Origin of the sequence: Paenibacillus sp. FSL F4-0087 (genome assembly GCF_038020215.1) — a bacterium.
Classification (GTDB): domain Bacteria; phylum Bacillota; class Bacilli; order Paenibacillales; family Paenibacillaceae; genus Paenibacillus; species Paenibacillus taichungensis.
Map to the genome: position 1 here is coordinate 302968 of NZ_JBBODJ010000001.1, position 18689 is coordinate 321656.

General features: G+C 44.7%; 17 protein-coding genes. All 17 read right to left on the reverse strand.

Going from position 1 to position 18689, the window contains the following annotated elements:
- Positions 1–5: 5 nt before the first annotated feature.
- The 17 genes from MHB84_RS01510 to MHB84_RS01590 all read right to left on the reverse strand — a co-directional run bounded on the left by MHB84_RS01510 (position 6) and on the right by MHB84_RS01590 (position 18520).
- Positions 6–941 carry a MotE family protein gene (locus MHB84_RS01510; RefSeq protein ID WP_076289506.1) on the reverse strand — a complete coding sequence of 312 codons (936 nt, stop codon included), beginning with the start codon at positions 939–941 and terminating at the stop codon, positions 6–8.
- A gap of 42 nt (positions 942–983) precedes the next feature.
- Complete coding sequence (fliJ, locus tag MHB84_RS01515; protein WP_072732398.1) at positions 984–1436, reverse strand: flagellar export protein FliJ; 453 nt, start codon at positions 1434–1436, stop codon at positions 984–986.
- An 11-nt stretch (positions 1437–1447) separates the two neighbouring features.
- The gene (gene fliI, locus MHB84_RS01520) at positions 1448–2767 is read right to left on the reverse strand and encodes a flagellar protein export ATPase FliI (RefSeq protein WP_076289505.1); all 1320 of its coding nucleotides are present in this window, start codon (positions 2765–2767) and stop codon (positions 1448–1450) included.
- Positions 2754–3614 (reverse strand): FliH/SctL family protein, encoded by an 861-nt coding sequence (locus MHB84_RS01525; protein WP_076289504.1) that lies wholly within the window; start codon positions 3612–3614, stop codon positions 2754–2756. The genes fliI and MHB84_RS01525 overlap by 14 nt, the downstream gene beginning before the upstream one ends.
- Positions 3607–4623, reverse strand: coding sequence for a flagellar motor switch protein FliG (gene fliG / locus MHB84_RS01530; RefSeq protein ID WP_063566412.1), 1017 nt, complete (start codon positions 4621–4623; stop codon positions 3607–3609). The genes MHB84_RS01525 and fliG overlap by 8 nt, the downstream gene beginning before the upstream one ends.
- Positions 4624–4634: 11 nt before the next feature.
- Positions 4635–6218 carry a flagellar basal-body MS-ring/collar protein FliF gene (gene fliF, locus MHB84_RS01535; protein ID WP_076289503.1) on the reverse strand — a complete coding sequence of 528 codons (1584 nt, stop codon included), beginning with the start codon at positions 6216–6218 and terminating at the stop codon, positions 4635–4637.
- Between the two features lie 137 nt (positions 6219–6355).
- Positions 6356–6667 (reverse strand): flagellar hook-basal body complex protein FliE, encoded by a 312-nt coding sequence (gene fliE / locus MHB84_RS01540; protein WP_024630209.1) that lies wholly within the window; start codon positions 6665–6667, stop codon positions 6356–6358.
- A gap of 64 nt (positions 6668–6731) precedes the next feature.
- Entirely contained in the window at positions 6732–7184 is a 453-nt protein-coding gene (gene flgC / locus MHB84_RS01545) for a flagellar basal body rod protein FlgC (protein ID WP_063566414.1), read from the reverse strand.
- 5 nt (positions 7185–7189) lie between these two features.
- A complete protein-coding gene (gene flgB, locus MHB84_RS01550; protein WP_053783790.1) occupies positions 7190–7597 on the reverse strand; it encodes a flagellar basal body rod protein FlgB in 408 nt (135 codons plus the stop codon).
- A gap of 986 nt (positions 7598–8583) precedes the next feature.
- The gene (gene hslU, locus MHB84_RS01555; RefSeq protein ID WP_076289502.1) at positions 8584–9984 is read right to left on the reverse strand and encodes an ATP-dependent protease ATPase subunit HslU; all 1401 of its coding nucleotides are present in this window, start codon (positions 9982–9984) and stop codon (positions 8584–8586) included.
- A 136-nt stretch (positions 9985–10120) separates the two neighbouring features.
- The gene (hslV, locus tag MHB84_RS01560) at positions 10121–10663 is read right to left on the reverse strand and encodes an ATP-dependent protease subunit HslV (protein ID WP_076289501.1); all 543 of its coding nucleotides are present in this window, start codon (positions 10661–10663) and stop codon (positions 10121–10123) included.
- A 26-nt stretch (positions 10664–10689) separates the two neighbouring features.
- Positions 10690–12033, reverse strand: a complete 1344-nt coding sequence (gene trmFO, locus MHB84_RS01565) for an FADH(2)-oxidizing methylenetetrahydrofolate--tRNA-(uracil(54)-C(5))-methyltransferase TrmFO (RefSeq protein ID WP_373561667.1) — start codon at positions 12031–12033, stop codon at positions 10690–10692.
- 23 nt (positions 12034–12056) lie between these two features.
- Positions 12057–14147 carry a type I DNA topoisomerase gene (topA, locus tag MHB84_RS01570; RefSeq protein WP_076289499.1) on the reverse strand — a complete coding sequence of 697 codons (2091 nt, stop codon included), beginning with the start codon at positions 14145–14147 and terminating at the stop codon, positions 12057–12059.
- A 120-nt stretch (positions 14148–14267) separates the two neighbouring features.
- Positions 14268–15398, reverse strand: a complete 1131-nt coding sequence (dprA, locus tag MHB84_RS01575) for a DNA-processing protein DprA (protein ID WP_076289498.1) — start codon at positions 15396–15398, stop codon at positions 14268–14270.
- 246 nt (positions 15399–15644) lie between these two features.
- On the reverse strand, positions 15645–16574 hold the full coding sequence (gene sucD / locus MHB84_RS01580) for a succinate--CoA ligase subunit alpha (RefSeq protein ID WP_076289497.1): 930 nt from the start codon (positions 16572–16574) through the stop codon (positions 15645–15647).
- Positions 16575–16653: 79 nt separating this feature from the next.
- The gene (sucC, locus tag MHB84_RS01585) at positions 16654–17814 is read right to left on the reverse strand and encodes an ADP-forming succinate--CoA ligase subunit beta (RefSeq protein ID WP_053783785.1); all 1161 of its coding nucleotides are present in this window, start codon (positions 17812–17814) and stop codon (positions 16654–16656) included.
- 250 nt (positions 17815–18064) lie between these two features.
- On the reverse strand, positions 18065–18520 hold the full coding sequence (locus MHB84_RS01590; RefSeq protein ID WP_076289496.1) for a MarR family winged helix-turn-helix transcriptional regulator: 456 nt from the start codon (positions 18518–18520) through the stop codon (positions 18065–18067).
- Positions 18521–18689: the final 169 nt, after the last annotated feature.

Consider the following 18689-nt stretch of genomic DNA (forward strand, 5'->3'; position numbering starts at 1 on the left):
CTATTCTACTTGTTACCCATTAGTTTATTTAATATTTTTGCAGTTTCAACTGAATTTTCAGTCGACATATTTTCAAGCAATTGAGACCGTGTAGCATCGTCGACAGAATTTAAAATGGTCAAGGTTTTATCCGGACTCAGCTTATATGTTTCGAGCAATAGTTTAGCTCCACTAGAGGCCGACATGGAAGCAAACGTTTGACTAAGCTGATTTTTATCCAAGTTTTTGGAGTTAGTTGTAGTCGCCGTTGATGTCGATGCAGTTTCTTTCTTTAAGCGGGATTGCAGTGCATCCAGGGCCAGATCACCGGATGGTTTTGCATCCTTCATCATCATCGTGACATCAGCCGCTGTTTTTGGGTCCATCTTTTCCAGCACCTTGGTTCGTGCAGTTGATTGCATCGCACTCAGAAGCAGCACCATCTCTTCATTCGTCATATTTTGCAAAATCGGTGCGGCCTTACTGGGACTCATGTCCGCATACATCTTCGCCAAATCTTTAATTTGTTTCTGATAATCAGACTCTGTCTCTGGATTCTGCGCAGCGGTTTCAGCCGCTTTTTCCGCATCATCTAATTTCTTTTGTAAATCGCTTGCTTTCTTCGCCTCTGTGGTCGTGGCATCTTTCGCTGCTTTGAGTTCTGTTTCTTTCTCGCTTACTTGTGCCTTCAGTTTATCTATTGTCGCTTCTGCACTCTCGACCTGCTGCTCACTCTTCTCCAGTTTCTTTTTCTCTGGATCTAGCACAGGATCAGGTACCCAGTCCTTCACGACAGGTATTTTGTTAGCTACATCAAGCAGGTTGTTGCGAATATCTACATTAAATAGAGTAAGCAATACACCTAACAAAACCACAGTGAACACAATTGGGATTGAAATCATCAAGAACTTTTCCCAACCGCCGCTCGACTCTTTTTCCATATCTGTGTCTTTAACAGCCATTGTTCTTTCCTCCTTCACGAGACAACTTCGCGTCCGGCCACATCAATTCGCGCGTCCGGCTTTGGCAGCGAAGCGTACAGTAGCCATCTCGTCCAGATCGTTCTGTTCCCGGAGGAGCATCTCCTGCTGAAATTTGATTTTGGCCTTGTCTCTCGCCCCAAGCCATACTTTTTCGTCCATCATTTTGCCGTTCAGAAACGTCTGATTCCGTTGCACATTGACCTCAGCATGTCTGACATCACTACTTTTGCGTGAAATGCACTCGTCAAGGTGATGGACATACCGCTGCATCTCTTGCAAGCTGGATACGGAAGCCGTACTTTCCGTAGCGGATTGAATGACATCTATCAGTTCCTTTTTATCATTCAATAGTTGTAAAAGATGCTCTTCCTCAGTCTGAAGTTTCCCGATGGCTGTGGATAACATCCACTCCGCTTGCGTTTTTTCATTGCTTTTCAGGTCGACAACCTTCTGGAAATGATATCGAAATTTCATCGTTTACCCATTCATCTCCTTGCAAATTCAAGAATCAAACGTTCCTGCACTTCACTCAACGTTACTTTTTCATCGACTTTCTGCCTGGTAAAGTCCCAGATGCTATCAATCTGGTCAATGGATTCATCAATGGCAGCATTTGAACCTCTTTGATAAGCCCCAATGTTGATTAAATCCTCTGATTCCTTGTACACAGCCATCAGTCTCTTCATATTATTAACGGCTTCCAGCTGCTCTTCAGGAGCAATATCCTTCATAACCCGACTAATGCTCGCAAGCACATCAATGGCAGGGAAATGACCTTTATTTGCGATGGACCGATTTAATACAATATGACCATCCAATATACCTCTAACCGCATCTGCAATCGGTTCGTTCATATCATCCCCGTCGACAAGGACGGTGTAAAAAGCAGTAATCGAGCCTGTGGGTCCAGTCCCCGCTCGCTCAAGCAGCTTGGGCAAACTCGCAAAAACAGAAGGAGTGTATCCTCTCATTGCAGGAGGTTCCCCCACGGCAAGTCCTACTTCCCTCTGTGCCATGGCATAACGTGTAACGGAGTCCATCATCAACATGACATTCATGCCTCTGTCTCTGAAATACTCCGCAATCGTAGTTGCGATGACCGCGCCCTTGATTCGAATCAGAGCAGGTTGATCAGAGGTAGCGACAATAACGACAGATCGTTCCAGTCCTTCCGGACCCAGATCCCGTTCAATAAAGTCACGAACCTCGCGGCCCCGCTCGCCTACCAAAGCAATTACATTGACGTCTGCTGCTGTATTGCGGGCGATCATGCCCATCAGCGTACTTTTACCAACACCCGATCCGGCAAATATGCCGACCCTCTGTCCTTTGCCTACCGTCAACAGACCGTCAATGGCTCTCACACCTACACTCATCGTTTCGAGTACACGTGGTCGGTCCATCGGATTCACTGGCGTATTGGATGTGGAGTACATCGGCATTCTGGAGGGTAACAAGGAACCGTCCAAAGGTTGTCCCAATCCATCTAACACCTTACCAAGCAATTCTGATCCAACCTGAACGCCAAGTGGTTTACCCGTTCCGACCACATCACATCCAGGACCAATAGATTGAAGTTCACCGAGTGGCATGAGCAATACTTTGTTATCCCGGAACCCAACAACCTCTGCCTGGAGTGGCTTGGCAGATTTTCCAGGGTAGATGTAACATACATCGCCAATACTTGCATCCGGACCTTCCGACTCAACCATAAGACCAATGACCTGAGTGACCTTACCGTTAATACGAACGGGATCAAATTGCTTAAGATGTTCCATGTATCGCTGTGAGCTAAGAATCTTCATGTTGATTTTTTCGCCCCTCATCCTCAAGTGCTATGCGGATCAGTTCTTTTTTAATTTCAGCGAGCTGGGTATCAATTCTGGCATCTACGCTTCCAAACGACGACCGTATAACACATCCCTTGTCTTTTACCGTAGCATCAGGCAAAATCTGCAATTCTGCCTGAGAGTCAATTGCCATAGCCAACTCTTCCCGTGCGGCCTGCACAAAAGCAAATTGATCAGGTGCCACACATAAGGTGATCATCCCCTGTTCACGTTTGCGAGACAAACTCTGACGAATCAGTTCAAGTGTGTGTTCTGGTTCAACCGAGAGTTGTTTGTCAATCACCTTCTCAGCGATACCACAGGCGAGATCCACAAGGAAAGGCTCTGCTTCCTGTATAATCTGATCTTTGGCAATGTAAGCTTCTTCAAGCACCCCGCGTGCTTCCTTCATCATCTCTTCGATCTTCACCTGGAGATCCAGTTCTGCCTGTACTTTGCCTTCTTCAAAACCCTGCTGGAAACCTTGTGAACGAAGCGCTTCAGTCAGATGTTCATCCTGCTGACGCTGCTCCTGCCACCAGCTATCTATCTGTTCACGGGCTTCTTGAAGCAATCGTTCCGCTTCCTCCGAAGCATCACGTACCTGCTTTTCTGCAAACTCCTTGGCATCCTCCAGCATCTCCGCGGTAAGACGTTGTGTTTCTTCGTCCACGCGTGCCTGAAGCATCTCAGCTTCAGAACCTTCAGCACGTTCACCATCTAACTCCGCATCAGACTCCGATCCACCATAATGATGATGATTTTCGAGTCGTTTGTGGTCATCGACCGGTACATACTGGAAAGATTTAATCAAATTAGACAATGATATCATCTCCTCCACCGCGAGCGATAATGATCTCACCAGCTTCTTCCAATCTACGGATCGTTCCTACGATACGGGTCTGAGCTTCCTCAACATCACGCAACCGAACAGGTCCCATGAATTCCATTTCTTCCTTGAATGTCTCGGACATCCGTTTCGACATATTTCGGAATATAGCATCCCGTACTTCTTCGCTTGCCACTTTGAGTGCCAACTGCAAATCTGCGTTGTCGATATCCCGGATAATACGCTGGATCGAACGATCGTCGACATTGACGATATCTTCGAATACAAACATGCGTTTTTTGATTTCTTCTGCAAGTTCCGGATCTTGAATTTCTAACGAGTCGAGAATAGTACGTTCCGTACCACGGTCGACGCCGTTCAAGATCTGAACGATGGATTCGATACCACCCGCATTTGTATAATCCTGCGTAACAGTAGAAGATAATTTCTGCTCGAGCACCCGTTCCACTTGAGAAATGACTTCTGGAGACGTACTGTCCATAACAGCAACTCTGCGTGCTACATCGGCTTGCTTCTCTTGTGGTAACGAGGACAAAATTGCTGCTGCCTGCTCAAATTGCAGATACGATAATACCAGAGCAATTGTTTGCGGGCTTTCGTTCTGAATGAAGTTCAATATTTGATTCGGATCCGCCTTACGCGCAAAGTCAAAGGGTCTAACTTGCAGCGTAGCCGTCAAACGGTTAATAACTTCAAGTGCTTTTTGCGACCCGAGTGCTTTCTCCAGAATTTCTCTCGCGTACGTAATACCGCCCTGTGAGATATATTCCTGTGCCAAACAGATCTGGTGAAACTCAGACATAATCATATCTTTTTCGGAAGCATCCACTTTACGAACATTGGCAATTTCCAACGTTAGTTGTTCAATCTCCTCGTCCCGCAAATGTTTGAAGATTTGCGCGGATACTTCCGGACCTAATGTAATCAACAAAATTGCTGCTTTTTGTCTTCCAGTCAGACCTTGACTGCTTGCCTTCGCCAATGCGTTCACCTCTATTCGTCAGCCAGCCACGTACGCAGCAGATTGACGAATTCGTCTGGCTTTTTCTTTGCCAAACTCTCCAATTGTTTGCGCACTTGACTTTCGTTCGTTACACTGTCCAACGTAATGGACGGAAACTCTGTTGCTACTGGAAGAGGAATGTCCTCTTCTTCTATTTCGTTTTGTTTGCGACGACGGCGCACTAACAAAATAACAACCGTTGCAATCAATGCTGCCACCAGTGCTCCTATGCCCCACATCATTCCGGTGGAAAGCTTGAAGCCTGTATTTGTTGCCGCTGCAGTCTGGAATCCTTGAGACATTACCGAAACTTTTTTGGCCAAGTCTGCGTCACTTATTACAGTGCCTGAGTCCGCCAATGATGCACGAACAATGTTAACCAAAATATTTTCAATCGCATCCTGAACCGGTGCTTGTATTTCTGTTTGTCCTGCCGGTGGTTCAACCGCAACGTTAATGGTTAAATCTTTTACAGTATACGGACTGGAAACAATATCTTTAACAATTCGGTTAACATCGTAGTTTTTGGTGCTGGATGTTTCCTCCGAGGTCGAGTTGCCTGATGCATCCGATGATGGATAACCGGGAACTTCCTCTTGACCTGTGCCAGCAACACCACCTGTCGGATTGCTTGCCCCAGTGTAACTTTTTTGAATCTCTTGCACACTGATCTCGATGCCTTTCATATTATCTACATCGACCGGTTGAACCAGGTTTTCTTTCCGTGTTTCCTTGTCAAAATTAAGCTTGGAAGCAACCAGAACATTGACGTTCTCGTCACCAACAATCTGGGAAAGAAATTGTTTCACATTATTGCGAACATCATTTTCGAATTTCTTCTGTAACGCCATATTTTCTTGGACTTCAGAAGATAATCCCCCGCTACCACCTCGGGCGGTCGGAATCAGTTCCGCTTCATCCGTGTTCGTAATCGTTATATTTTCAATAGGTAGATTGGGAATGGCTGTCTTGACCAAATTAAAATATCCATCTACCGCAGCCTGATTGGGGTGATAACCCGGTTTAAACTGCAGGGCCACTGATGCTGATGCTTTATCCTGCTCTTCTAGGCCAGCAAAGATATTATCTTTTGGCATATTGACCAACACTTTAGCACCCTGTATGCCTTGCATTCGTTGAAGCAACTGCTCCACTTCTCCGTTCAATGCGTTGTTATACTTCACATCGAACTCTTTATCCGTCATCCCGATCGGAGATGATGACTCCTCAAATGACTTATACCCTAATGAACCATTTTGAATAATTCCTTGTGATCCGATATTTACTTTTGCAATAGCTACATCCGTGCTCGGTACAGATATGGTCTTACCGTCTGCACTTAATTTGTATGGAATACTTGATGAATCCAGATAATTAATGACGCCTGCAGAGTCACTTGCATTCAAATCCGTGAAAGCAACTTCATATTCCGTCTTTGACAATTGCATGGTTAGTACAACTGCAGCCAAAATTAAAAACAGGAAGGTGGAAATAAATAATACTTTTTGCTTTTTGCTAAAACTATTCCAATACTGGGATGCCTTATCCCTGTATTGGGCAATTCTCTCATTCACTCTGTCACCCCATCCGAAACTTTGCTTGGTCTGTCCTTCCGCAATCTTTATAGGTTCTAAAGTTTAACGGTCAGGAGCAGCATCGCAGCTGCTTGTTGTAATAATCAGCGCTGTTGTCGAAGCGCATTTAAGACATTTTATAATTGCGTACGCATAATCTCCTGATATGCTTCGACTACTTTGTTTCGGACTTGAGTCGTAAGTTGCAGACTCAACAGGGCCTGTTCAGAAGCGATCATCACCTGATCAACGTTCACTTTTCCAACCAGGAATTGGTTTGACATTTCATGTGCCTGGGTCTCCTGTGCAGCTACAGACCCTAGCGCATCCTGTAGGTATGTACCGAAGCTCTGGATGGTTTCGGCTGGTGTAGATGGTTTACTTTGTGCCGTACTTTGCATCTGAAGCGGTTGAATCCCCTGTGTGCTAAACATGTTGTTCTGAATCATTAATGTCCCTCCCTTTCATTTCTGTTCTTTGGTTTTATGGATATTTCCACCTTTAAGCCGTTAATTAGGCTCTTCCAATCTCCAATGCCTTGGATATCATTGCTTTGGTTGAGTTCAAAGCTGTGACGTTTGCTTCATATGAGCGTGAAGCCGAAATCATGTCCACCATTTCTTTCGCGATATCCACATTAGGCATATACACATACCCCTCAGCGTTGGCATCCGGATGTGTAGGGTCGTAGACTGGCTTCAGAGGGGACTGATCTTCACGAATCTCCGATACTCTAACTCCCTCTCCAGACCCACTGCTTTTCATCTGATTTTGAAGCAAGCTATTAAATGAAGTTTTGTTGGGTTCAAGTACAACCATCTTGCGCTTGTAAGGAACCGCCTCGCCGTTGGTCACACTCGCGCGCGTCGTCTCCGCGTTTGCAATGTTGGAAGATATAACGTCCATCCGCAAACGCTGAGCTGTTAGAGCCGATGCACTGATACTGAAACTGTTACTAATGTTCACCTAAGTTATCTCCCTTCGACTCCAACACGCATCATTTTGATCTGTTCATTCACTTGCTGAATATAAGCGTTGTAACGCAGCTGATTCTCCGCCAGAAGACTCATTTCTTTGTCTACATCGACGTTGTTCTGGTTGTTATTCATGGATGTTGACTGGTCCATATTAACTACTGGTGTAGGTATGGAAGAGGAAGGACCTATGACAAAATGCCTTGAATCCGTTACTTTTCCTTTAAGAACAGGCATATCTCCATTCATTTGTTCCTGTAGCATTTCTTCAAAAGCAACGTCCGAACGCTTGAAATACGGGGTGTCCGCATTCGCAATGTTGTCAGCAATTGTTCGTTGTCTAATGTTGGAGGCATCGAGTGCACCTTGCAGCCTTTGAAAACTAATATCATTCAAAAGATTCATAATCGCCCTCCTCTCTTTAGAAATTATGGAAATAGATTCAATCTTTTCCCTCAGGATGCTTATGTTTTTTCGACAAAAAACATTCACTTTCACACGGTTTTCTAGGACTTAAGTAGAATTAACTCTGATGTTGTCGTATAACATAAGTTTCTTCGAGATTGGGATATATTACAATAAGAAAAAAGCCCTATCTTTTCTGAAAGACAGAGCTTTTTGTGTATTTTCTGCAAATTATGAATTTTTTCGTAAATGTTGGGGCCCAAAACAAAAATAAGCTTAAGTGCTCGAATTGAGCTCTTAAACATTCTTAAAATTTATACTATGCATCAACTCGTTTGAGCACATCATAATAATACAAACAAGGAATCTATCGAAAAGCTTCAAACGATTTCTCATTAGAAATATTTACCGATATAATAGGCTTTCTTATAATGTTTCATGGAATCTTCTCTATTCAATGAAATTGCTAATTGACAAAATATCCATTTCGGATTACTTGTTTCAGCTTCATATCTAAAACACTTTTTTAACATTTAAACTGAGCAAGCTCATTTATATTCCACAAAAATAAATTGTCACATTCGCAATACCACCTCATTCATTTTTTTGCGCATTTATGCAATTTTTTCTCGAGCTTCTAATTAAACCGATAACCAGACTTGGAAAAATAAAATCCTATTATTGGTATTTATAGAAGTATCAAATATGAGTTGTAAACACAACTTTAGGGCTTAAATACATTATCTCTGCGGCACAAGTCCTAGATTATCTTTCGTCTTATACAACTCCATCTCTTTTATCGGTTAAAAAACAGCATTGTATTAGGCTAAAACAAAAATAAACGGTATACAGATGGATTGAATACAGTCTACTACAGTCCGAACCAGGATCGAATATCCCATTTCCGTGTAGTCGTCTGATCTTTATTCATCCATTGTATACCGTCATTTATACTTCAATCGCTCTAACAGCGCATTACACCTATGTTACAGGATATATTGACTTAAATCACGATCAAGTGCAATGTCATTCAATTTCTCACGTACATATTCCGGAGTGATTACCATACGCTCCAGCGTAAGCTCTGGCGCTTCAAAAGACAAATCCTCAAGAAGTTTCTCCAGAATAGTATGCAGGCGCCGTGCACCGATATTTTCGGTATTCTGATTCACGGACTCAGCCAGATTGGCAATCTCACGAATGGCATCATCCGAGAACTCAATCTCAATATTCTCCGTACGCAGCAAATCCACATACTGCTTGGTTAACGCATTTTTAGGTTCAGTGAGAATCGACACAAATTCATCAAGCGTCAGGCTGTTCAGTTCTACACGGATTGGGAAACGCCCCTGGAGCTCTGGAATGAGATCTGAGGGCTTTGCTACGTGAAATGCGCCAGCTGCCATAAACAGGATGTAATCCGTTTTGACAGGGCCATACTTGGTCATTACCGTAGATCCTTCCACGATTGGCAGAATATCACGCTGTACCCCTTCACGGGATACGTCTGGGCCGCTACCGCGTCCTTGACTGGCCACTTTATCAATTTCGTCAATGAATATGATACCTGTTTGTTCCGCCCGGCGAATGGACTCCTGAGTAACATCATCCATATCGATCAACTTGCCCGCTTCTTCCTGAATTAATACTTTGCGAGCTTCCTTAATCGCCAGTTTACGTTTTTTGGTACGACGAGGTAATAAACTGCCAAACATCTCCTGCATGTTCATCCCCATCTGATCATTTCCTTGACCAGCGAACATGTCCATCATGTTAGGCGTGGTATCTTCCACATCAATTTCGATAACGTCATCTTCCAGCTTGCCTGATAACAAATCAAATTTGATTTTACGTCGCCGCTCGGCTACTCCGGTATCCGGTTCTTGCTCATCGGTTTCTGGCGTGTTGTTGCCATTATTACCAAAAATCATTTCGAACGGATTCCGCTGATTTTTGGATTTGGATTGTGAAGGGGCCAAAATATGTACGATCCGCTCATTGGCAGCCTCTTCCGCTTTGTCTTTGACCTTTTCTGTACGTTCCAGCTTGACCATCCGCAGTGATGTTTCAATCAAATCACGAATCATAGATTCCACGTCACGGCCAACATAACCCACTTCTGTGAACTTCGTAGCCTCCACCTTTACGAATGGGGCTCCTACCAACTTAGCCAGTCGGCGTGCAATCTCGGTTTTACCTACACCAGTAGGTCCAATCATCAGAATATTTTTTGGTACAATATCATCTTGGGTATGTTCTGGCAAAAGGCTACGGCGATAACGATTGCGAAGGGCGACCGCTACCGATTTTTTAGCCTGTTTTTGACCTACAATGTACTTATCAAGCTCTGCAACGATTTGTCTTGGCGTTAACGCTTGAGTATCCATATAGCTTCCCTCCTAACAGTATGCAAACCTTGATTATGAGATAGAACATTATAGATTAGCTACAAGGACAAAGAATCTCCACGAAGTAACTGGAGCCGATTTAATCATCATGCCCCATCACGGGAGATTGCTTTCCTTACAACTCTTCAACAATAATATTATTGTTGGTATATACACATAACTCTGAAGCAATCTGGAGTGATTCACGAGCAATGTCTTTTGCTTCCAGATCCAGCGCATGACGTTTTAACGCGCGTGCAGCAGACAACGCGAAGTTTCCTCCCGAGCCAATAGCGATAACATCATCATCCGGCTCGATAATTTCTCCCCCACCAGAAATCAGCAGCATACCCGTTTTATCCATTACAATAAGGAGTGCTTCGAGTTTGCGCAAAATCCGATCCTGACGCCAATCCTTGGCAAGTTCTACCGCTGCCCGCTGCAGATTACCATGGTGCTCCTCCAGCTTGCCTTCGAATTTCTCAAACAAGGTAATAGCATCCGCTACGGAACCTGCAAAACCTGCCACTACCTGTCCTCGATATAAACGTCTTACCTTTTTGGCTGTATTTTTCATCACAACACTTTGCCCCATGGTCACCTGACCATCACCGGCAATGGCTGCTTTGCCATTATGACGAACTGCACAGATCGTTGTAGCATGAAATGACATATCCATGATATCAGCCTCCTCCCACGATTAATTTACACGCGTTCCGGAACGGTTAGACCTTCTGTTGCTGCAAAACGGGCAATGCCATCCAGTGCACGTTGCGCAAGTGCTTCATTCTTTTCCTTTTTATTGCGTATTTTAGTTTCCAGCTTCGGCAGCAATCCAAAGTTTGCGTTCATTGGCTGGAAATGTTTGAAATCAGCTGTTGTAATATACTGTGCCATACTGCCCAGCGTGGTCTCCACCGGTAATACCACCAGTTCCTGTCCAAGCGCTGCTTTGGCCGCATTCATACCCGCGATTAGACCGGATGCCGCAGATTCTACATAGCCTTCTACTCCCGTCATTTGACCTGCAAAGAACAGGTTTGGACGGTCTTTGAACTGATACGTTGGACGAAGCAGTTTGGGAGAATTGATAAATGTGTTACGGTGCATTACGCCATAACGAACGAATTCCGCATTTTCAAGTCCTGGGATCAAAGAAAAGACCCGCTTTTGTTCTCCCCATTTCAGATGCGTCTGGAATCCGACCAGATTGTACAGCGTTCCTGCTGCATTGTCCTGTCTAAGCTGAACAACAGCATGCGGCAGTTCCCCAGTATGCGGATTGACGAGTCCTACAGGTTTCATCGGACCAAACAAAGCCGTTTGTTTGCCACGTTTCATCATGACTTCAATCGGCATACAGCCTTCGAAGTAAATTTCTTTCTCAAACTCTTTCAGTTGAGCAACTTCCGCTGTGATCAACGCTTCATAGAACACATCGAATTCCTCTTCTGTCATAGGACAGTTCAAGTACGCCGCTTCGCCTTTATCATAACGTGAAGCCAGATAGACTTTATTCATATCAATAGAATCTTTTTCGATAATTGGCGCAGCCGCATCATAGAAGTAGAAGTATTCTTCACCCATAAGGGCTTTGATTTGCTCGGACAATGCTGGTGAAGTCAAAGGTCCCGTTGCAACTACAACGATTCCATCTTCCGGCAAAGAAGTCAGCTCTTCGTTAACAACTTCAATGAGTGGATGCTGATGAAGCGTAGATGTGATCTCGCCTGAGAATCCGTCCCGGTCTACTGCAAGTGCTCCACCCGCTGGAACCGCGTGACGGTCCGCTGCACCCAAGACCAGAGAATTAAGCATTCTCATTTCTTCCTTCAAAACACCAACTGCGTTAGTCAACCCATTGGCACGAAGCGAGTTGCTGCACACCAGTTCTGCAAATTTATCTGTATGGTGAGCCGGCGTTTTCACAACCGGTCTCATCTCGTATAGTTTTACGCGCACACCGCGACTTGCGATCTGCCAAGCTGCTTCTGTTCCTGCGAGCCCGGCGCCAATAACGGTTACTTGTTGTTCATTCGTCAAAATCATTTACCCCCATTAAGCTAATCCGCTCATTCTTCTTCCGGTTCCTCTACCGGTTCTTGATGATCACACGAAGTACACTGTAATCGTGTTCCCTGTTTGTTCCGTTTCTCAATCATTAGTGATCCGCAACTTGGACATGGTTTCGCTGACGGTCTATCCCATGATACAAAATCACATTCAGGATACTTGTCGCAACCATAGAAAATACGTCCCTTTTTACTGCGGCGCTCAACAACATGCCCTTCTTTACATTTCGGACAAGTCACACCTATATCCTTGATGATCGGTTTGGTATTCCGGCAATCCGGAAACCCGGAACATGCGAGAAACTTGCCGAAACGGCCTAGCTTATAAACGAGCGGTTTGCCGCACTTCTCACATATTTCATCCGATACTTCATCTTCAATCTCGATTTCTTTCATTTCTTCTTCTGCAAACTCAAGCCGCTTCTCAAAAGATTCGTAGAATTCTGCGAGTACTTTGACCCAATCTTCCGACCCTTCCTCCACATGGTCAAGATCACCTTCCATGTTCGCGGTGAACTCCACATTCAGGATCTCCGGGAAAAACTCCTCCATCTGTTCGATGACAAGTTCGCCCAGTTCTGTAGGCATGAATTTCTTCTCTTCAATGGCAACATATCCGCGCTTCTGAATGGTCTCCAGCGTTGGCGCATATGTACTCGGACGCCCTATGCCCAGTTCCTCAAGCGTTTTAACTAACCTTGCTTCCGTATAACGTGGTGGCGGCTGTGTAAAGTGCTGTTTCGGCTCGATCTCCCGATTCTCCAGCACATCTCCATTTTTCAGCGGAGGCAGAAGACGATCTTCTTCCGTTGTACCGTCATCATTACCTTCTACATATACCTTCATGAATCCCTGGAAACGAACCTTTGAACCCGCTGCACGGAAAATTGTATCTCCTGCAGCAATGTCAACGGAGAGTGTATCCAGAACGGCAGATGACATCTGGCTCGCTATAAAACGTTCCCAAACCAGTTTGTACAACCGGAATTGATCACGACTCATAAACGATTTAATGGAATCCGGATCACGCAAAATCGACGTTGGACGAATCGCTTCATGCGCGTCTTGAGCATTGGCTGCTTTTTTGGAATAGTTTCTAGGCGTCTCCGGTGCAAATGGCTCACCGTACTTGCCAATAATATATTCCTTGGCTTCTTCCTGAGCCGATGCTGCAATTCGAGTAGAGTCTGTACGCATATACGTAATGAGACCGACTGTGCCTTCTTTTCCGAGGTCTACACCTTCATACAGCTGTTGTGCGACAGACATCGTCTTGGAAGCTCTGAAATTCAATTTACGAGCGGCTTCCTGCTGCAAGGAACTTGTTGTAAAAGGAGCAGAAGGGTTACGGCTACGTTCCTTCTCTTTAACTTCTTTGACTGTAAAAGAAGCGCCTTCGATCTGTTTTAAAATGGCCTGTACTTCTGCCTCACTGCCAAGTTCGGTTTTGGTACCGTTCAACTGATGGAATTTGGCTTCAAACGGATTTCCGTCCGCTGTCAGTTTGGCAGTAATGCTCCAGTACTCTTCCGGTTCAAAATCATTAATTTCATTTTCACGATCCAAAATGATTTTGACGGCCACGGACTGAACGCGGCCAGCGGACAATCCTTTTTTGACTTTCTTCCATAATAACGGACTAATTTTATATCCTACAAGCCTATCCAGAATACGTCTGGCCTGCTGCGCGTTAACCAGATCCATATTGATCTTACGCGGCGTTTTGAACGCATCTTTGACAGCCTGTTTCGTAATTTCATTAAATACCACTCGGCAATCCGCAGTTTCATCCAGTTCAAGTGCATGGGCCAAATGCCAAGCAATAGCCTCACCTTCGCGATCTGGGTCAGCTGCGAGATACACTTTTTTCACTTTCTTTCGTGCATCCTTCAGTTCTTTCAAAATTGAACCTTTGCCGCGGATCGTAATATATTTCGGATTAAAATCATTCTCCACCTCAACGCCGATCTGACTCTTTGGCAAATCGCGTACATGTCCCATCGAAGCTTTTACGATGAACTTGCTGCCTAAATATTTGCCGATCGTCTTCGCCTTTGAGGGCGACTCCACGATTACGAGTGCATCCGCCATAGGTTCATCCTCCTCTCAGTCATGAAACTGCTGCTTGTTTTTATAATTCATACTTCATTAGCAGCAGGACTAACTTCCGCTAATAATCTATTTTCACATGCTGCCTTGATCGCAGCATCGTCATACCCTTGCGTATTTGGTTCCAGGTAATTGGCTAATCTGCTTTTTTATGATTAAAGATAACAGAACTGAATGCAAATGTCCAAAATCCCAGTTGAGCTGTTCCACAAGTTGATCCAGTGATTGCTCTTCCTGCTCTAGCAGATAAATAACACGTTGTTCATCTGAAGATAGTTTCACGCCTGGGAAAATTCCTTCATTAGAAGTTTCACTGCTTTCAGCCGAACGTCCTCTATTGTAAGGAAGTTGTTCGGCATTTGGCAAGTCCAATCGAAACTCTTCCAATAAATCTGTGGCACAGGTCACCAATTTTGCCCCCTGACGAATCAGATTGTGCGAGCCTCGGCTTTTGGGAGAAGTAATGGGTCCTGGGACTGCAAACACGTCTCTTCCCGCTTCGAGTGCAGCATCTGCTGTAATGAGTGATCCGCTTCGGATATCAGCCTCTACAACTAGCGTACCGAGGGTTAACCCTGCAATGATCCGATTACGTTCCGGGAATAATCCCTGACGTGTACGTGTACCCGGAGGATATTCTGACAAAAGCAGCCCTGTTTCGGCAATTCGTTCGGCAAGACTTGTATTTTCCGGCGGATAGATGTTATCAATTCCTGTCCCAAATACCGCAATAGTTTTGCCGTTTGCACGAAGAGTCGCATCGTGGCACACACTATCTATTCCTCTGGCAAGCCCGCTTACAATGGTCAGCCCTGCCTTGCATAGTTGCTCTGCCAGCTTCTCACCAATTTTACGTCCATATACCGTAGGCATACGTGTTCCTACCATCGCAATGGATTGAGCGTGCAACAGATTCAGATCTCCGCGACCATACATCACCCAGGGTGGCTGAACGGTTTCCTTCATTAATATGGGGTAATTATGATCCAAATAGGTAACGACTTCAATGCCCTGTTTATAAACACTCTCTTGTCTCTGCTCAATCCAGTCGATATTGAATTGCTTGGTTAGACGCACAGCCTGATCCTTGCGTAAACCCGCGGCAGTCCAATCCCCTTCTTTATAATCCAGAAAATCCGTCAGTTGATGTTGTCCTGATAGCAGTTTGGAGATCGTTTTCTTACCAATACCATCCGTTTCATGCAGTCCAATCAAAATCCATCTCTCTTCCATAATTAGAAACCTCCCATAACGGGAAGAAAATCTTCCCTCATATTGTGTGATAAGTGACAACGGATTGCAAGCGTTTACCAATACAGGCAGACAACAGCTCCCTTTTACATCCTGTAAAAAAACGCAAAAAAGCAACCCTTCGCCCTGTTCAGGACAAAAGGTTGCTTACCTTTTCCGCATTTCAATAGTCGGCTCACCAGAAAAATAAATTTCCTGCACCGATTCTTCTATTATAACGGAAAAGAATTAATGTGTCGTGCACAAATTCAGAATTCCACGTTCTTCAAGTACGCTCACAAGAGTCGAGCCCATTTCAGCTGGCGTCGGAGCAACTTTGATTCCGCAAGATTCCAATTTCGCAATTTTTTCTTTGGCTGTACCTTTACCACCAGAGATAATAGCACCGGCATGACCCATGCGTTTGCCTGGAGGCGCCGTAACACCACCGATAAATCCAACCACCGGTTTGGTCATGTTTTCGCGTACCCACTCTGCAGCATCTTCTTCAGCCGTACCACCGATTTCACCAATCATGATTACAGCATGTGTCTGTGGGTCTTCATTGAACCGTTTCAGGATATCAATGAACTCAGAACCTTTAACCGGGTCTCCCCCGATTCCCACAGCAGAAGATTGTCCAATTCCACGCGCAGACAATTGATGAACGGCTTCATACGTGAGTGTTCCACTACGGGAGACCACGCCAACGTGGCCAGGCATATGAATATAACCCGGCATGATGCCAATTTTGCATTCCCCTGGTGTAATAACGCCCGGACAGTTTGGTCCGATCAGAACGGTATCTTTGCCTTCCATGAAACGGTCAACCTTGACCATATCAAGTACCGGGATACCTTCTGTAATACAGATCACGAGATCCAGCTCTGCGTCAACGGCTTCCATGATGGAATCCGCTGCAAATGCCGGAGGAACGTAGATGACGCTCGCTGTTGCGCCAGTAGCTTCCTTCGCTTCCTGTACTGTATTAAACACCGGCAGACTAACTACTTTGCCATCTTCCAGCGTAATATCAACATTGGTTCCGCCTTTACCCGGTGTAACGCCGCCTACCATCTGGGTTCCGTAGTCCAATGCGCCCTTCGTGTGGAACATTCCCGTTGAACCCGTAATGCCTTGCGTAATGACTTTTGTATTTTTATCAATCAAAATACTCACGTTGCTTCACATCCTTACGGTTATTTTTCAAGTGCCGGACAGCTCCGGAACTAAGGCAGCAATTTGCCCAGGAATGAACTTATTTTACGAGGGCAACAATTTTCTGTGCACCATCGGCCATGGAATCAGCAGGAACGATATTCAGGCCGGATTCACCCAAAATACGTTTACCAAGCTCCACGTTAGTTCCTTCAAGACGAACAACCAGCGGTTTAGTCAGGCCAAGCTGCTTCGCGGCTTCAACAACACCATTGGCAATGACATCACAACGCATAATGCCGCCAAAAATGTTAACGAAGATACCCGCCACTTTGGCGTCAGACAAAATGATTTTGAAAGCTTCGGTCACTTTCTCTGTTGTCGCACCGCCCCCAACATCGAGGAAGTTGGCAGGGTCGCCGCCATAGTATTTGATGATATCCATCGTCGCCATCGCAAGTCCCGCGCCATTGACCATACAGCCGATGTTGCCATCAAGTGCTATGTAGCTCAGGTCGTATTTGGAAGCTTCGATTTCTTTTTCGTCTTCTTCATCCAGATCACGAAGTTCCAAAATGTCTTTGTGACGGAACAAGGCGTTGGAATCAAAATTCAATTTTGCATCCAGCGCGATAACGTTTCCATCTCCGGTAACAACGAGTGGATTGATCTCAGCAATGGAGCAATCTTTTTCGACAAATGCTTTGTACAACGCAAGCATAAACTTAACCGCTTTGTTCACCAACTCATTCGGAATACGAATGCTGTACGCCAGTTTACGCGCCTGGAACACTTGCAATCCAATTGCAGGGTCAATAATTTCTTTGAAAATTTTCTCAGGTGTAGCTTCAGCTACTTCTTCGATCTCTGTACCGCCTTCTTCGGAAGCCATCATTACGACGCGGCCTGTGGCACGGTCCACAACAACACCCACATAATACTCTTTGCGGATATCGCATCCCTCTTCAATCAGAAGACGCTTCACTTCTTTACCTTCAGGTCCAGTCTGGTGTGTTACCAATACTTTTCCCAAAATTTCGGATGCGTAAGCACGAACTTCGTCGATACTTTTCGCTACTTTCACGCCGCCGGCTTTCCCCCGGCCACCTGCATGAATTTGCGCTTTGACTACAGTCACCGGACTGCCCAGTGCCTCTGCGGCCGCAACCGCTTCATCGACTGTATAAGCAACCTTTCCGTTTGGAACGGTGACTCCATACTGTTTCAGTACTTCTTTTCCTTGATATTCATGGATATTCATTCTCGAATCCTCCTATCAACATGACTGCAACAAGGCGGGTTGGTAGACTAACAAAAGACAAATGTTGACTATTTTCACTTAAACCCAATTCATTGTAACATGTTTTTAAAACGCTTTCCTTAAAAAAGTAATGGTTAATAGACAGTATTTTGATATGGGTATGATCCCATATTGTGAATGCTTGGATATTAATGGAAAAAAACCTCAGCTAATAAGCCAAGGTTTCTTAATAGTAATACGATGTTACATTTTATTTTTTGGCTTCTTTGGTGTTGGTTTGATGTACTTTCTCCAGCAGTCCCTTGAACTGTCCCAGTAAAGATTCGAACTCAGTACTGTTCAGACATGCATCTTCCTGGATCGCTTCAGGTATAGACAAGGCTTTATGGCGAAGTTCCCGCCCAGCGTCTGTAAGTGTAATCAATACTTTCCGTTCGTCCTGAGCTGAACGTTCGCGATGAATAAGTCCTGCTGACTGCAAACGTTTCAGAAGAGGCGTCAAAGTGCCTGAATCGAGGTAAAGTGCCTCTCCGATTTCCTTAACCGTACATTCTTCACGTTCCCACAATACCATCAAGACCAGATATTGAGAGTAGGTTACCCCAAGCACCTCAAGATAGGGTTGGTACATCTTCGTAATTTCACGTGAACAAGCGTATATGGCAAAGCATAATTGGTTATCCAGCTTCAAACTTTCATTCTGCATAGATCTGTCCCACCTACCTATTGTGCATTCTATATTCCTTAATAATAGAGGCTTACAACTGTTATAATCGCTAGAATTTGCGAATTATTAGGAGCCCCTCATTTATCTTATCATAAATTATAAAAAAAACAGAATAATTGAGCACAAATGATTTTACTTTTCTATTTAA

What these genes read in the sequence shown, in the direction of transcription:
- topA (WP_076289499.1), bottom strand. Translation starts at nt 14,147, where the DNA reads ATGGCGGATGCACTCGTAATCGTGGAGTCGCCCTCAAAGGCGAAGACG.
- MHB84_RS01590 (WP_076289496.1), bottom strand. Translation starts at nt 18,520, where the DNA reads ATGCAGAATGAAAGTTTGAAGCTGGATAACCAATTATGCTTTGCCATA.
- hslU (WP_076289502.1), bottom strand. Translation starts at nt 9,984, where the DNA reads ATGGATACTCAAGCGTTAACGCCAAGACAAATCGTTGCAGAGCTTGAT.
- hslV (WP_076289501.1), bottom strand. Translation starts at nt 10,663, where the DNA reads ATGGATATGTCATTTCATGCTACAACGATCTGTGCAGTTCGTCATAAT.
- sucC (WP_053783785.1), bottom strand. Translation starts at nt 17,814, where the DNA reads ATGAATATCCATGAATATCAAGGAAAAGAAGTACTGAAACAGTATGGA.
- fliI (WP_076289505.1), bottom strand. Translation starts at nt 2,767, where the DNA reads ATGAAGATTCTTAGCTCACAGCGATACATGGAACATCTTAAGCAATTT.
- fliJ (WP_072732398.1), bottom strand. Translation starts at nt 1,436, where the DNA reads ATGAAATTTCGATATCATTTCCAGAAGGTTGTCGACCTGAAAAGCAAT.
- flgB (WP_053783790.1), bottom strand. Translation starts at nt 7,597, where the DNA reads ATGAATCTTTTGAATGATATTAGTTTTCAAAGGCTGCAAGGTGCACTC.
- MHB84_RS01510 (WP_076289506.1), bottom strand. Translation starts at nt 941, where the DNA reads ATGGCTGTTAAAGACACAGATATGGAAAAAGAGTCGAGCGGCGGTTGG.
- fliE (WP_024630209.1), bottom strand. Translation starts at nt 6,667, where the DNA reads ATGATTCAGAACAACATGTTTAGCACACAGGGGATTCAACCGCTTCAG.
- trmFO (WP_373561667.1), bottom strand. Translation starts at nt 12,033, where the DNA reads ATGATTTTGACGAATGAACAACAAGTAACCGTTATTGGCGCCGGGCTC.
- dprA (WP_076289498.1), bottom strand. Translation starts at nt 15,398, where the DNA reads ATGGAAGAGAGATGGATTTTGATTGGACTGCATGAAACGGATGGTATT.